This is a genomic window from Myroides odoratus, assembly GCF_001549985.1.
Taxonomy (GTDB): Bacteria; Bacteroidota; Bacteroidia; order Flavobacteriales; family Flavobacteriaceae; genus Flavobacterium; species Flavobacterium odoratum_A.
The window spans coordinates 281,325-296,928 of the sequence record NZ_LROZ01000001.1; the positions used below are offsets into that span (position 1 = coordinate 281,325).

Genomic DNA, 15,604 nt, shown 5'->3' on the forward strand with positions numbered 1-15,604 from the left:
TAAAAAAGCGCTTGAATTACTTCAAGCGCTTTTTTAGTTATAAGTTGAACGATTTAAATTCCTTACCCTTTTGAAGTAAATTTAGTTCGTTTCTGATCTAAATCAAATTGTTCAAATAATTCCAACAAGCCAATAGTTGCTTTTACCATATCATCTGTTTCAAACAGGATAGAGAAATACAACTTACTGTTCTTCGGACTCGTTTCTGTTGTGCGAATACGAACGATTTGTTTTTGAATTAATTTATCTATCGTCAATGTAATATCTTCCTTATTCGCTAAGACATCACTAATGCGATCAAACTTCTCTTCTAAGAAAATGGCTCCAATCTCATCCAGAAAGATCTGCAGTTTATTGTCAATTAGCTTTAAGTCGCGAATCTGATTAAACTTCAGCTTCTTGTGGTTATTATCCACGTGCGTATAGCTATTCTGAGTAATAAATAAGGTAGACTTGATAATATCTTGTAAAAATCCAAGCGTCAATACGTAGAACTTACTCGCTCCTACCGTAGTTTCATCTAGATTCTTAATAAAGAAATATACATTTCCTCGCAAGCTATCCACTTCTTTTTCCAGCTGTTTCAATTTCTTTCTACAAGCTTTTAAATCTGCATGATTTTGCAACGCTACTCCATCAATAACACGGGTATATAATTCGTTTGTACGGACAATAACCTTAGCAATTTGAGCCGAACTCTCTGAAGCTACTTCTTGGATGGTAACAATATCAATTTTATTGAGCTTTTCTGTTTTGAGCTTCTTCTCCTGTTCTAAACGCTGATGCGCCTTATTACTTCTATATAATAAAATCCCCACTAGAATCAACATAGCCACTAAAGCATATACTTCTCCTATATATAAGATATAAGCCGTAACGAAAGAAGCAACAAAAGCAACAATAGCTGTTACAAACCACCCTCCAATTACGTTGAATACCCCCGCTACGCGATAAACAGCTGAATCTCTATCCCAAGCTCTATCAGCAAAAGAAGTACCCATTGCTACCATAAAGGTAACATACGTTGTAGATAACGGTAGTTTCATTGACGTACCGATAGAGATCAAGATACTCGCCACCATCAAATTCACAGAAGCACGTACCATGTCAAAAGCAGGTTCATCTGCCTTGTTCTTGCTTTTTGTTTTTACCTCCGGTTGCTCAAAACGCTTATCCATGTGGATTTGCCATGATTTTGGCAGGAAGTAATTCACAATCCCACCTAAAATAACCATGCTACGCACAAGAGCTTTTGACAACAAATTGGGTGAAAATTTCTCATCCGAAGAATCTGAACTTTGACGAGCCAAACTCATTTCTGTTTCAATTACATTGCGTGCTTTTTTTGAAGTCCACAACGTATAAACCATAACCGCTCCCGCTAACAATAGAAAGTAGAAGGGTGCTTTTACACTTTCTTCGGCCAATTTTCCCATCATATAAACATCTGATGCTTGTCCAGAGCTTTGAAAAAATTCAAAAGATTGAATGGCCGCAATAGGCACTCCTATAAAGTTTACTAAATCATTCCCTGCGAAAGCCAAGGCTAAAGCAAACGTTCCTATAATAATAATGACACGTAGGATATTTAGTTTAAACAGAGACATGAGCATCTGAGAGAACAACGTCCAAAATACAAAACTAGCTCCTAGAATGATGAACTGATGGTGATCAATCCAATTAGACGCTTCCTTAGTCAAGAAACTCGATCCTTTTAATCCTTTAATTAAAATAAAGAATGAAATTGCCGTAATTGCTGTTCCTCCAAATAAAGCACCAAAGTATTTCAATTTACGTTCTACTTGAAACGTAAAAATCAAACGCGATACATATTGAACTAGCGTACCTAATGTAAAGGATAAAATAACGGACAACAAAATACTCACAACGATCTCGGAGGCCTTTTTCGTATTGATATACGAAGGTAAGGTAGCCCAACTGTCATCACTGGTTACAATTTTCACTACAGCTAAACACACGGCAGCACCCAACAATTCAAATACAATCGAAACGGTTGTAGATGTAGGTAATCCTAACGTATTGAAGACATCCAATAAGAGGACATCCGTAATCATAACAGCTAGGAAGATAATCATTACATCGTTGAAGGAAAACATACTGGGGACAAAGATTCCACTACGGGCAATCTCCATCATTCCACCAGAAAACACGGCTCCAATCAAAATACCCAAAGAAGCAACCAACATGATGCCTTTAAAAGACATCGCCTTTGATCCAAGTCCTGAGTTTAAGAAGTTTACAGCGTCGTTACTAACTCCAACAGTCAAATCTATTATCGCTAATATCCCAAGGGCTATCAGCATTACAATAAAAATCTGTTCCATTTATTCTTTTATTTTTTGCGTACTGCAAAAGTGCTTATATTTCTGTAATCCAACGTTAACTTAATGTTATCCTTTGTTTTTTGTGGTTTGTTCTTTGCTTTTTTGTGGTTTGCTTTTTTGTTGGTCGCTGTTTGCTGTTTGTTGTTTGCTGTTTGTTGTTCGCTGTTTGCTTTTTTGTTGATGTAAACAATAAACTAAATGATGTTTCTTTTTTCATTTTCATAACTCACTTCTCATAACCCATAACTCACTTCCCTTTTTTTCCTTAATTTTGATCTTCAACAACAAGTTACAACTATGAATGAACTCCAGCACGCTTCAAACCCGTATTTAAAACAACATGCCTCCAATCCTATTCATTGGAAAGCTTGGCATCCCACCGTTTTTGAGCAAGCCCAAGAACTAAACAAGTTGGTCATTGTCAGCATTGGATATTCAACCTGCCATTGGTGTCATGTTATGGAAGAGGAAAGTTTTACTCATCCTGCTGTTGCCGAAGTAATGAATCAAGATTTCATTTCAATTAAAGTAGACCGCGAAGAACATCCCGATGTGGATGCTTACTATATGAAAGCCGTCCAGCTGATGACCAAGCAAGGCGGATGGCCCCTTAATGTTGTTTGTTTACCTGATGGAAGACCCATTTGGGGAGGGACCTATTTCCCTCAACAAACTTGGATTGATGCTTTAACACAACTGGCTCAATTACACCAAAACAAACCTGAAGCTACCCTTGAATTTGCTACCAAGTTACAGGAGGGCGTTTATATTATGGGACTAGCACCTGTTGCAAATGAAGAAAGTCGATTCAATGTAGATATCCTTCTAGAAAAATGGAAACAAAGTTTCGATTTAGACTATGGTGGTTATCAACGAGCTCCAAAATTCATGATGCCTACCAACCTACTCTACCTTCAAAAAGCAGGGGATTTGACTCATGATAAAGATTTACTACACTATGTTGATTTAACCCTAACCCAAATGGCTTGGGGAGGTATCTTTGATGTACTTGAAGGTGGTTTTTCTCGTTATTCTGTTGATTTTAAATGGCATATCCCTCATTTTGAAAAAATGTTGTACGACAATGCCCAATTGTTAAGTGTATATAGTGATGCCTATAAGCGCACTGCTAATCCGCTATATTTGGAAGTAATTACCAAGACCATCCAATTCATCCAACGCAATTGGCTTTCCGATTGGGGCGGGATTTATTCTGCTTTAGATGCAGATAGCATCAATGACAAAGGAGTTTTACAAGAAGGCGCTTACTACGTTTGGACTGAAGCAACATTACGCCGTATTTTAGGAGATGACTTTTCATTATTTGCACAAATATTCAATGTCAATGCTTATGGTTATTGGGAGGAAGGGCACTTTGTACTCATCCAAAACCAACCTTTATCTTCCCTAGCTGCAGCCAATCAAATCGATGTATTTGATTTACAAGAACGCAAAAAGAAGTGGGAACAATTACTCTTACAAGAACGAGAGTACAGACCCAAACCTCACTTAGACGACAAAATCATCTGCAGTTGGAATGCCCTGTTGATTACGGGTTTACTAGACGCCTATAGCGCTACAAATGAAATAAGTTATTTGCAACAAGCAGAAAGTATTTACCACTACATTCAAACTTACTTACTTGATGAAGAGCGAGGATTATTTCACTCCTCTCACGATCAAAATGTACATACTTTAGGGTATTTAGATGATTATGCCTTTTATATTCAAGCCTTAATTCGCCTGTTTGAGCATACTGCAAACCAAGATTATTTATGGCAAGCGAAACGCCTCATGGATTTAACCTTGGACTTATTTTTCGATGAAAAGAGTAAGTTCTTTTATTTTAATCAAGCCAGTCAAGCGGGCCATATTTTGAGAAGCATTGAAACAGAAGACAACGTAATTCCTTCTGCTAATGCCGTTTTATGCATGAATTTATTGCAATTGGGTGTTGCATTTGAACATACACATTACACCCAGCTTGCCCACCACATGATTGAAGTGATGCAATCTAATTTAGATTATCCGTCGGCCTATTCACATTGGCTGCTAGCCATGTTATATACAACATCTCCATCAGAGCTTGCGATTGTTGGTACCGATGCCCTTGAAGCCAGTTTACAGGTTCGGGCAAACTTAATTAGCAAAACCTTTGTTTTCCCTGTAAATCAATCCAGTTCAATTCCTTATTTTTCAAAATATACGGTGAATCAAACCACACAGTATTATCTTTGTGAAAACAAACATTGCTTCACCCCTACGACGGAATTAAGCAACATCCTAAAGCTATAGATTATGGAAAAACTGGATCACCTCTTGGCATCCAATATTGAAAATGCCTTTGATTACATCCCGCATATTATCAGTGCACTTATCATCCTTGCCTTGGGATTATGGGTCATTAAAATGTCTCAAAATATTGCCAAGCGCATCCTGACCAAACGCAATATAGACCCGACGTTTTCAAGCTTCATTCTCGATGTTTTACTGTGGGGATTTCGCATTCTGCTTTTCGTTGTTATTGCCTCTAAACTAGGTATTCAAACCAGTTCATTTGTTGCCATAATTGGCGCTATGAGTTTGGCTATTGGGCTATCTTTACAAGGATCACTCAGTAATTTTGCTGGAGGCGTATTGATCATTCTCTTCAAACCTTTTCGCATTGGTGATATTATTGAAGCTCAAGGAGAAACAGGAAAAGTATTGAGTATTCACATTTTTTCCACGCAAATTGTCAATTATCAAAACAGTGTGATTTACCTGCCTAATGGAGTATTATCCAATAGCAAGATTAAAAATATATCACAAAATAATTTGAGAAGATCTGAAGTACTCGTTCAGACGAACTTAACAAAAAATACCAATCGATTTATTGATCAATTGTTAGAAGAGCTTCAGGCCAATGACAAGATCTTATCACAACCAAAACCTCGAGTATTAATTAAAGAATTACTCGATACCAAAATCACCTATGTGGTACAAGTCTGGGTGGACAATGACAACTTTACGGCTGTCAATTCATTTATCTTACTAAAATCAAGAGAAATAAGTGATTCTTTGTAATCACTTATTTCTTTTGTTTTACAGGCATCACAAAATCCTTCAAGTAGTAGGGTTCAAAATAAGCCACATCTACAAAGTCTTTGGCTGTATATTTCTCAAAACTCAATGCTACCATTTCTTTGGCAGAAGGATAAATAATTGAATCTAAGAACTGAAAATTAGGTGCTGTTAGTACTGTTGCACATTTCATTGCTCCATCACCGATGAAGTAAACGGGCGTTTCCCCTTCTAATTCACTAAAAGAAGCCTCGTCAATCACTTTTGCCTCGATTGGCTTAACCAATACTCCATCATGAGAAAAAGTGGCGCAAAACACCTCCATTCGCCTTGCATCAATCATCGGGATAATCCATCCGCTATTCACTTGCAATTGCTTAGCTAAAATCTGCAGCGTATCCAATGCTATCATAGGGATATTTAATCCATAGCACAATCCCTTAACGGAGGATACACCGATGCGCAATCCCGTATAAGATCCCGGCCCTTGACTAACGGCAATAGCCCATAGGTTTTGCATATTCAATCCGTTTTCTTTCAGCAGCTCTTCAATAAACACATGCAGTTTCTCTGCATGAGAAAAATTTTCTTCTGCTATTTCTTTCACTCCTACAAGTGCTCCATCTACAGACAAAGAGACAGAACAGTTTTTAGTTGCGGTCTCTATATTCAATAGTACAATCATTCTTTCTTTTCTTCTTTCTTTATCTTATCGTTGTGTTTCAAGGTTTTACTTACTGTTGAATAAGGCCCTGTAATGATAACATCACCTTGCTTCAACCCTTGAACAATTTCAATATTTTTATCGTCTTGAATCCCTGTTTTTACAAAGCGCAATTGGGCTATCCCATTGACTTCTACAAACACTGCTTCTTTGAGTGCATCATTCACTTGTACCGCTTTAGTAGCCTCTTGATTACTCAACGTATCCGCGGGACTACGCATAACTACTGCACTAATTGGCACAGCAAGCACTTTGTTTTTAACGTGTGTTATAATATCTACAGCTGCAGTCATTCCAGGTCTAAAAGGGGAATAATCTTCTAGCTTCCCATCGAGTAAATCCTCATAAGATTCGCGTAGAATTTTAATCTTTACCTTGAACGTTGTTACCTGATCAGCAGATAGGGTTTGATTGGAAGCTGAATTGGAAATACTCGTTACAATTCCCTTAAACTCCTTTTTCAAAAAAGCATCCACATTAATTTTTGTTTCATCCCCAACTTTCACTTTGACAATGTCATTTTCGTTGATATTTACTTCAACTTCCATGCTATTCAAATTCGCTACACGCAATAGTTCCGTACCCGCCATTTGTTGCGTTCCCAGTACGCGTTCTCCAAGTTCAACATCTACGCGTGAAATTGTTCCTGCACTAGGTGCGTAAATCGTAGTTTTCAACAAATTCACTTTTGCTTCCTCTACGGCTGCTCTTGAACTTTCTACATTGTAAAAGGCCGAGTTTTTATTGGCTTTAGCCACTTCATACGAACGTACTACTTGATCCCATTCCGAACCCGAAATAACCCCTTTCTCAAATAAGGTTTTATTTCGCGCAAACGATGCTTTCGTTTCTTTCAACTGCGCTTCTGCTTGTTCCAATCCAGCTTTACTTGTTGACAGCATCGCCACCATACGATCTAGATTAGATTCATACAAGTTCGGGTTGATCACAACCAGTAAATCGCCCTTATTGACAACTTGTCCTTCTTTGACGGGCAAATTTATGATTTCTCCAGATACTTCTGGTGTTATTTTAATCTCAATTTCAGGTTGAATTTTTCCTGTTCCAGAAACTGTTTCTACCAAGTTTATTTCATCAACAGCGGCTAACTCTACCACAGTAGATACATCCTTCGTCGTAAAAAATTGTATCCCAACAAAAAGTCCAACAACAAGTGCTAAAACAATAAATATATATTTCTTTTTCATCCCTTAATTTCTTTTAAACAGCGGTAATCCGAAGTAGTATTCTAATATTTTATTCTTAAAAATGTAATCGTATTTAGCTTTGAGAAGATTTGATTGAGCGGTTACATATAAGTTTTGATTTTGATTGAGTTCAAAGATATTAATCAATCCTACCGCATAACGCTCTCTAGCATACTCCAACGATTTTTCTCGAGATTCCAACGTTACAACACTAGCTTCGTAGGTTTGAAAACTACTCTTGGTATCGGTATAAGCTTTGAACGCCAATTGTTCTAGTTTCAACTCCTCAGCTTCCTTTTCGTATTGCATCTGTTCCAACGCTAGTTGATTGAGTCTTACTGTTTTTCTAGCTTTTAAACCATTGAATATGGGCACAGTCAAACTCAAACCAAAGGTTGAACTTTTATTGTTGTCGATCTGTCTAAAGAAAGACTCTGGACCACCATATACATTCATCATCCCTTGGCGCATCACGCGTTGTCCCGAACCTTCTACAAATCCAATTTGGTCCAAACCATCCGTCGGACTGCTTCCAACGATTCGATCTTGATAACGCACATTAGAACCAAAATTATAGAACCCCGTCAGTTTAGGGTAATAGGCTCCCTTGCTTATTTGTACCTCCTTTTCTGCCAACTGCACATTGAGTTCTGCCGTTTTGATATTCGTCAGGGATTCAAAAGCACGATTCGCAATTTCTTCTGGAGTATAAAACATCAATTCCGATGCTGCTATTTGATAATCTGTATCTTGTACATCAAAGTTTTCATAATCTCGAATTTGAAGCAATTGAGCCAAATTCAATTTTGCAATAATTAATTCATTTTGCGAGCTGATTAAACGCTGAGTAGAGGAAGCTACCGTTGCTTTTACATCCAATAAATCTCCTGCGGGAACCGCACCTGCATTTACCAAAACCTGTACTCTATTTACTTCTGCTTGGTCATAATCTAATTGAACTTTGTTCGTATGCACCAATTCTTTATTGAAGATGATTTGCAAGTATGAATTAATCACTGCCAACGCAATATCTTCTTTTATTTTTTGTACTTGGTATACAGCAGCTACCTGTTCTAAACGAGCTTTCGCTAATCTTTTTTGCTTTTGTAATCCATCAAAAATATCAATCCCTACGCTCAATCCAACCGTAGATTCCTGCAATGTACGTTGCCCAATCGTACCCGTTTGAACATCGGGTTGATCGACCATCGTCCAAGAGTGGTTTGCCGACCCACTTAATACGGGTAAAAAGTCATAGCGTGCCATATCAACAGCAACGATATTACGTTGTTCGCCTATTTCGATTTGCTTGACGCTAATATTGTGTTCGATGGCATAATCAATACATTCGTCTAGCGTCCAACGCTTCTCTTGTGCTAAGACAGGCAAAGCAAGAAAAGAAAACAGGCCTAAAATGTAAAATTTACTCAAATTCATTGCAAATTAATTATCTAAACTATAAGACGTGAAGTGCAAACTATTGTTACATTAAAGGTAATAAAAAAACCGCCTTCTTAGGCGGTTTGTTCTTTTAAGCTCCTTTAACTCTTTTTCTTTTTATATACTTTGTAACTAAAATACAAGGCAAATCCAACGAGTAAATAAGGGAATATCATCAAGTAAACAATACCATTGTTCACCGCTTCTGCTTTCACTCCTCCATCTTCCGTTTCCAATACAGCTCTACACATGGCGCACTGAGCAACTGCAGTTTGTGCAGAAGCCAAGATAAAAAACGCAACTAAAAAATAAAACTTTTTCATACGGGTTTAATTTACGTAATACGGAGAAATCATTACATACACGATTACCCCTGTTACTGCAACATACAACCACATTGGATAGGTAATTCGAGCCAATTTTTTATGGCGTTGATACGAACCTGAAATCCCGCGTACAAAGGTGATCAATACGAAAGGAATAATGATGATGGACAATAAAATATGCGTGATTAAAATAAAGAAATACGCATATCGGATAAATCCTTCCCCTCCATATTTCGTTTCGATTGAAGTCATATGATAAGCGACATACATGGCCAAGAAAGCAACTGAGCAAGCAATACACAATTTAATTAAACGCTCGTGTAAGGCTTTATTTCCTTTTTTAATAGCAGCTACTGCCCAAACTAACAAAACGGCTGTAATTCCATTAATAGTAGCGTAAATTGGGGGTAAAAAACTCAACGGTTGAACATCATACCCTAACTTCTGTAAGTTTACTCCAAATAGAATGGCTACTACCACAGGAATTGTAATGGATAAAATCCAAATCCACTTGGTATATTTCTGTTCTAATTCTTTATAATTTTCCATGTCTTATTCTGCTAACAACAATTTAATATCTTCTTTGATCCATTGCACACCTTCATCTGATGTACCATCATAGTATAACACAGGATTCCCATGTTCATCTGTTCTACATCTAATATTTCCTTCTTTATCAATTAAAGCAAATAGACCCGAATGTTCAAATCCGCCTGGTGCTTCTGGATTAACTCCAGTATATAAATTGAATTTAGCTGCTAAATCATAGATGTATTTTGCATCACCAGTCAACATATGCCAATGGGGAATTGTAACGCCTAATTCCTCCCCGTGTGCTTTTAACGCTTCAACGGTGTCATTTTTAGGATCAATTGTAATAGAAGCGATACCGAAATCCATATGTGGACGGAAGGTATCTTGCAACTTCAACATATTTTGATTCATAATCGGGCAGATTGTCGGGCAATTCGCAAAGAAAAATTCGACTACATATACTTTCCCTTTATAACTAGCATTATTGATGGTTTTATTGTTTTGATCCACAAGTTCAAAACTTGGTGCTTGTCCAATAACAACTAAATCTGACTTTTCGAATTTCTTAATAATCTTTGGCACCGCCCAGATACCAAATACCAATACAACTAAAGAAATCCAGATATATGATTTATCTTTCATATCTACTTTTCATTACTATTAATGCGTTTATACTTTTTCAATGCTAATCGATATTCTGCCAATACAACTTTTACATCATCCATCATATCATTGTGTAGTTCCGCTGCGGAAATGGTAGAATAACCTTCTTTATATTCAAGCTCTCCTGCTTTATTTTTTCCTTTTCTTCCTCTAAGGTTTCGATCTTTATCAATGATATACACATTGATACTTGCTAAATCGTCATCTAATTTACCAACTAGACCTAAGCTTTTATAAAACGTTTGAATTTCTTCAGGTTCCAAGAACAAGTAGTTCCAGTTCGACATATCCGAAATTGGACTTAAATCATCCACTACTTTTTGCGCTTCTGCTTCAGATCCTTTCGGCAGAACCATCACCAATTGAAAATCATCAAAGTCTTTATAGCGGTTATAGATTTTTTGATTGAGGTTAAAGGCATCTCCACGGTCTCTGTATAGATGTCCACCAGGAAATCCCAATACAGTAATATGACCTTCTAAAACGGGTTGTTTGTTTAATGAAGACGCACCTAGAGGTAGCTCATTTACATTTTCACTAATGATGGGTAAACGTTGAAATTGATTCACACCAGTAGCGAAAAAAAGATAAGCACAAATAGGCATTACAAAAAGCAATACGAGTATGATATATTTTTTCACTTTATAATAAATTAAATAGCTAGACAAAAATAAAAAAAGGCGGTTAATAAACCGCCTTTTAAATTATAATAACTTATTAAAATATCCACTTATATTGTGCATTGTGGAATACTTCATAAACGTAATTTCCTTCAATTAAAACCAAAGTAATTAAATAAACACATAAGAAAGCTAAAACTCCCGCTACTGTCCATCTAAATGCTGTTTTCTCTTGTTCTAAGTGCATGAACGACCACATGATGTAGTACGCTTTCCAAATTGTTAAAACAATGAAGATATAATTTAACAAACTTAATCCAAAGAAATGTACGTGATGTATACTTTCTGGTTTAAAAATACCTAATACAACCTCTACAATTGTGATTGCTGATAAGATAAAGAATACTTTCCAGATTTTCTTTGCGTTTGAGTGGTGTGCTGTTGCATCTGCTGCCATATCAAATAATCTTTTATAACATTAAACTAAATAGAAGAATGTAAACACGAACACCCATACTAAATCTACGAAGTGCCAGTATAATCCTCCTTTTTCAACCATTTCGTATGAACCTCTTCTGTCATACGTACCTAATAAAACATTAAAGAAAATAATAATGTTGATTAAGATACCTGTACAAACGTGGAATCCGTGGAATCCAGTAATAAAGAAGAAGAAATCAGCGAACGTTTTATGTCCGTATTCGTTGCGGATTAAGTTAGCTCCTTCCACAACTAATACTGCATCTTTCAAACGCTCAACAGAAGCTTCTCTAGAAAGAATTTCTTTGTGTTTTGCATCTGTTGTATTTTGTGTACGAATTCTAATAGTAGGATTCGCTTCAAAACCAGCTTGAACTTCAGCTAAAGAATACGTTGAATGACTAGGTCCTTTTACGAACCAAGTAGCTTTAGCTCTTGTTAATGTAGCTTCATCGCGATTTGGATCTACAACTGCAAAATCAGCTAATGCAATTTGTTTTCCATCTTCGCCTACGAATTGTAAGATTGATCCTCCTCTAGTTTCTACAGCTCCATAAGAACCATTGATGAAGTTTTTCCACTCCCAAGCTTGTGATCCAACGAACACTAAACCACCTAGGATAGTTAAAAACATATAAGTTGCCACCTTTTTTCTCTTCATTTGGTGACCAGCATCAACTGCCAATACCATCGTTACAGATGAGAAAATAAGAATGAAGGTCATTAAGGCCACATAGTACATCGGTGCATCTACACCATGTAAGAAAGGAAAGTGGTTAAACACCTCGTCTGCAATCGGCCAAGTATCCATGAACTTGTATCTTGTAAAACCGTATCCTACAAGGAATCCACAAAATGTTAATGAATCTGATAATATGAAGTACCACATCATCATTTTACCGTAGCTTACATTTAGAGGCCCTCTTGCATCGCCTCTTACTTCAGTAGCTTCTGTAGTAACTGTCGCTCCCATAAAAAGTTATTAGTTATAAAGTTCCCAAATTTAATTTAAATTTTCTATTTAAAGAATGTAAAAAACAAAAACAAATAGACCCAAAGTATATCTAAGAAATGCCAGAACCATGCACATAGCTGTATTCCAACGTATTGCTCAGCATTATACTTTTGTTTAAAATGATTATAAATTACCACGAGTAAAGAAATCATCCCTCCAAACAAGTGTGCAATATGCACAATTACAATGACATATAAAAATGAAGTTGTAATTGTACTTTCGCTTCCTGTAAAGAAGTAGCCTTCGCTAATTACCTGTCCAAAACCTTTGAATTGCAAAAAAACGAATAAGAGACCTAATATCAAAGTAGAAATTAAATAAATCGTACCACTTTTAACATTTCCCTCTTTCGTTGCCTTCAATGCAAGGTGCATCGTCACGCTGCTAATTACAATCGCAACGGTACTAATTGTAAAATCCATTGGCAATACAAAATCTGCAAGCCAATCAGGTCTAGACTTACTTACTACGTAAGCACTTGTCAAACCTGCAAACACCATGGCAATACTTCCAATAGCAAATAGCAACATTACCTTTAATGCTCTACCTTTTTTCTCGTATTGCTCTTGCGCTACAATATTTTCCATATTCTATCTGTATAAACTATCGTAAAATTTTATCTAACACGTAAATAATTTGGATTAATGAGATGTAAGTTACACTTACTAACATTAATGCACGAGCGGCTTTGTCCGTTCTTTGCTTATAAAGCTTTACGGCTGCTGTAAGCATCCAAATTCCCGCTAGTAACACTAGACCCGCTGCAATTGGTGTCAAATACAATCGACCCGTTACATTAAATACTGGGAATATAGAAACGATGATCAGCCAAATGGTGTATAAAATAATCTGCGTAAGCGTCTTATTATCTTTTTTTCCTGTTGGTAACATGGAGAACCCACCTCGTTTATAATCGTCAAACAAGAACCATCCAATTGCCCAGAAATGCGGAAATTGCCAAAAGAATTGAATTAAGAATAAGGTTCCTGCTTCGATACCAAAGTTATTGGTTTCTGCAACCCATCCCAACATAAAAGGGATTGCTCCAGGAAAAGCCCCAACAAACACAGATAGTGGTGTTATGGTTTTTAACGGAGTATAAACACTGGTATATAAAAAGATAGAGATTGCACCAAACATTGCTGTTTTTGGGTTGATGGCATACAAGATTCCGATTCCCAAAAGCGTTAACACCACAGCTAGAATAAAAGCGGGTGTTGGCTTCACACGACCAGATGCGATTGGTCGATTTGCCGTGCGGTTCATTTTAGCATCTAAATCACGCTCAATAATTTGATTGTACACGTTAGATGCTCCAACCATACAATATCCCCCTACTGCTAGAGCGATGATGGTCATATAATTAATGCTTCTAATATCCGGAACAGCTAAAACATAACCTGCCAAAGTGGAAAACACTACGCTCAGGGCAAGTCCCATCTTAGTCATTTCTTTAAATTCCTTAAGGATAGAAACCGATTGTTTATTTTCAGAAGAAATATTCAAAGCTGTTTTCATTTGTTTTTAATGAGTTGCAAATATAATCCAATTTTTAGAACTATACCTATAAACATACGTTAGAGCTTTGAATATTCACTTATTTTAATCTTTTAGTAATTTTCAGTACTACCCTTCCCCTCAACGATAACTTTTGCCGAAGAAGTTCCTAATCTTTTAACGCCTAACGTAATCATTTCAATAGCGGTTTCACGATCGCGAATTCCTCCAGCCGCCTTTACAGGTAGTGGACCTGCATTTTCTAGCATTAAAACAAGTGTTTCTATCGTTGCACCATTGGGTTTACCCCCTTCTGTCTGATAAAAACCCGTCGATGATTTCACAAATACTTTATCGTATTCTGTTTCTTTGAAATTACTCAATACCACATTTTTAATCAACGCGGTTAGTTTAACGATTTCTGTATTCGTCAAAGCGGCTACTTCAATAATCCACTTCACTACTTTCCCATGCTCTAAACCGAACTTGGTACAAGCGTAAACTTCTTCCTTCACTACATCAACAGCTCCCTTTTGGAAGGCTTTATAATCCACAACATAATCCAACTCATCTACTCCATCTTCGACGGCTTGTTTCGCTTCTTTTAACTTTGCTTCCAATCCTCCATCTCCTTTTGGAAAGTCGATCACGGTACCAATCAAAACTTTAGAGTTGTTTTGATCTACTAATGCTCTTCCCGCTTTTACTTCTTCAGGGCGAATCATCGCTAGCTTAAATTGCTCATCAATCGCTTCTTGAATTAAGTCGGTCACAACTTTCTTATTTTCTACCGCTGTCAAACCTGCTTGTTCTGCCGTTTTCAAATACGTAGAATCCATAAACTCTCTCAAATCTCTCATTATTGTAAGTACTTTTTATTAATAAAAAAAGCCCCATGACTGGGGCTCTATTTTTTTTTATGCGTTGTTATAAGTAAACCAAATAAAATTCCAATTGCACTTCCCAGTGAATTAGCAAAAAAATCCGCCCATTCTGCACTTCGTGAATTGGTGAAAAAATATTGACCTAACTCTACTCCTCCACCTAAGAACGTTGCAATAGTAAAGATAACTATTCCTGTTCTTATTTTCTCCTTTTTACTGTTGTTTTTTTTGTTGGAATACAAAAACCAAATGACGGAGAAAACAAAGTAAAAAGTAAAATGTGCGACTTTATCTTTATTTGGAATATTAAAGAAAGACGTTTTGGGTATTGAGGATGCTTCAGCTAGACATGCGTATATAATAAAACACGTCCAAAGCAATCCTACGATAAAAAATACCTTACGCGCCAATCAATTCTTTATATGCTGCATCTGATAACAAAGCATCAACTTCGCTTAAATCAGAAACTTTAATTTTAATCATCCATCCAGCTCCGTAAGGATCTTGGTTTACTAATTCTGGTTCTGTTTCTAACCCTTCATTGAATTCAATTACTTCACCTGATAATGGTAAAAACAAATCTGAAACTGTTTTCACAGCCTCTACCGTACCAAATACTTCATCTTTGTCCAAAGTTTGGTCTAAGGTTTCAACTTCAACATATACAATATCTCCTAACTCTCTTTGAGCGAAATCTGTAATACCTACTGTAGCAATATCACCTTCGATAGCTACCCATTCGTGGTCTTTTGTGTACTTTAAATTAGCTGGTAAATTCATTTTGTATTATTTTTTAGCAAATGTA

General features: G+C 36.6%; 17 protein-coding genes. 2 read left to right on the forward strand and 15 right to left on the reverse strand.

The window, feature by feature from the left end:
* Positions 1-62: 62 nt before the first annotated feature.
* Positions 63-2,345: an inorganic phosphate transporter gene (locus AWV75_RS01315; protein ID WP_060872657.1), complete on the reverse strand. Its 2,283-nt coding sequence runs from the start codon at positions 2,343-2,345 to the stop codon at positions 63-65.
* A gap of 297 nt (positions 2,346-2,642) precedes the next feature.
* Here AWV75_RS01315 and AWV75_RS01320 point away from each other — a divergent pair, with 297 nt between their 5' ends.
* Entirely contained in the window at positions 2,643-4,640 is a 1,998-nt protein-coding gene (locus tag AWV75_RS01320; protein WP_060872658.1) for a thioredoxin domain-containing protein, read from the forward strand.
* A 3-nt stretch (positions 4,641-4,643) separates the two neighbouring features.
* Entirely contained in the window at positions 4,644-5,411 is a 768-nt protein-coding gene (locus tag AWV75_RS01325) for a mechanosensitive ion channel family protein (protein ID WP_060872659.1), read from the forward strand.
* Positions 5,412-5,415: 4 nt separating this feature from the next.
* Here AWV75_RS01325 and tsaB read toward each other — a convergent pair whose 3' ends face one another.
* From tsaB to gcvH, 14 genes are all read right to left on the reverse strand, one after another.
* Positions 5,416-6,093, reverse strand: coding sequence for a tRNA (adenosine(37)-N6)-threonylcarbamoyltransferase complex dimerization subunit type 1 TsaB (tsaB, locus tag AWV75_RS01330; protein ID WP_060872660.1), 678 nt, complete (start codon positions 6,091-6,093; stop codon positions 5,416-5,418).
* Positions 6,090-7,340, reverse strand: a complete 1,251-nt coding sequence (locus AWV75_RS01335) for an efflux RND transporter periplasmic adaptor subunit (protein ID WP_060872661.1) — start codon at positions 7,338-7,340, stop codon at positions 6,090-6,092. Before AWV75_RS01335 ends, tsaB begins: the two co-directional genes overlap by 4 nt.
* 3 nt (positions 7,341-7,343) lie before the next feature.
* A complete protein-coding gene (locus AWV75_RS01340; protein WP_060872662.1) occupies positions 7,344-8,777 on the reverse strand; it encodes a TolC family protein in 1,434 nt (477 codons plus the stop codon).
* A gap of 104 nt (positions 8,778-8,881) precedes the next feature.
* Positions 8,882-9,103, reverse strand: a complete 222-nt coding sequence (locus AWV75_RS01345) for a hypothetical protein (RefSeq protein WP_002989890.1) — start codon at positions 9,101-9,103, stop codon at positions 8,882-8,884.
* A gap of 6 nt (positions 9,104-9,109) precedes the next feature.
* Entirely contained in the window at positions 9,110-9,655 is a 546-nt protein-coding gene (locus AWV75_RS01350; protein WP_060872663.1) for a DUF420 domain-containing protein, read from the reverse strand.
* Positions 9,656-9,658: 3 nt separating this feature from the next.
* Positions 9,659-10,282, reverse strand: a complete 624-nt coding sequence (locus AWV75_RS01355; protein WP_060872664.1) for an SCO family protein — start codon at positions 10,280-10,282, stop codon at positions 9,659-9,661.
* Positions 10,283-10,284: 2 nt separating this feature from the next.
* Positions 10,285-10,908: a hypothetical protein gene (locus tag AWV75_RS01360; RefSeq protein ID WP_060872665.1), complete on the reverse strand. Its 624-nt coding sequence runs from the start codon at positions 10,906-10,908 to the stop codon at positions 10,285-10,287.
* Positions 10,909-11,020: 112 nt separating this feature from the next.
* Complete coding sequence (locus tag AWV75_RS01365; protein ID WP_002989883.1) at positions 11,021-11,380, reverse strand: cytochrome C oxidase subunit IV family protein; 360 nt, start codon at positions 11,378-11,380, stop codon at positions 11,021-11,023.
* A gap of 21 nt (positions 11,381-11,401) precedes the next feature.
* Positions 11,402-12,376 carry a cytochrome c oxidase subunit 3 gene (locus AWV75_RS01370; protein ID WP_060872666.1) on the reverse strand — a complete coding sequence of 325 codons (975 nt, stop codon included), beginning with the start codon at positions 12,374-12,376 and terminating at the stop codon, positions 11,402-11,404.
* A 44-nt stretch (positions 12,377-12,420) separates the two neighbouring features.
* Positions 12,421-13,005, reverse strand: a complete 585-nt coding sequence (locus AWV75_RS01375) for a cytochrome c oxidase subunit 3 (protein ID WP_002989878.1) — start codon at positions 13,003-13,005, stop codon at positions 12,421-12,423.
* 16 nt (positions 13,006-13,021) lie between these two features.
* On the reverse strand, positions 13,022-13,936 hold the full coding sequence (gene cyoE, locus AWV75_RS01380; RefSeq protein WP_002989876.1) for a heme o synthase: 915 nt from the start codon (positions 13,934-13,936) through the stop codon (positions 13,022-13,024).
* A 92-nt stretch (positions 13,937-14,028) separates the two neighbouring features.
* Complete coding sequence (deoC, locus tag AWV75_RS01385; RefSeq protein ID WP_060872667.1) at positions 14,029-14,775, reverse strand: deoxyribose-phosphate aldolase; 747 nt, start codon at positions 14,773-14,775, stop codon at positions 14,029-14,031.
* A gap of 47 nt (positions 14,776-14,822) precedes the next feature.
* Positions 14,823-15,209, reverse strand: coding sequence for a VanZ family protein (locus AWV75_RS19225; RefSeq protein WP_060872668.1), 387 nt, complete (start codon positions 15,207-15,209; stop codon positions 14,823-14,825).
* Complete coding sequence (gene gcvH, locus AWV75_RS01395; protein ID WP_002989870.1) at positions 15,199-15,579, reverse strand: glycine cleavage system protein GcvH; 381 nt, start codon at positions 15,577-15,579, stop codon at positions 15,199-15,201. Before gcvH ends, AWV75_RS19225 begins: the two co-directional genes overlap by 11 nt.
* Between the last annotated feature and the right edge of the window lie 25 nt (positions 15,580-15,604).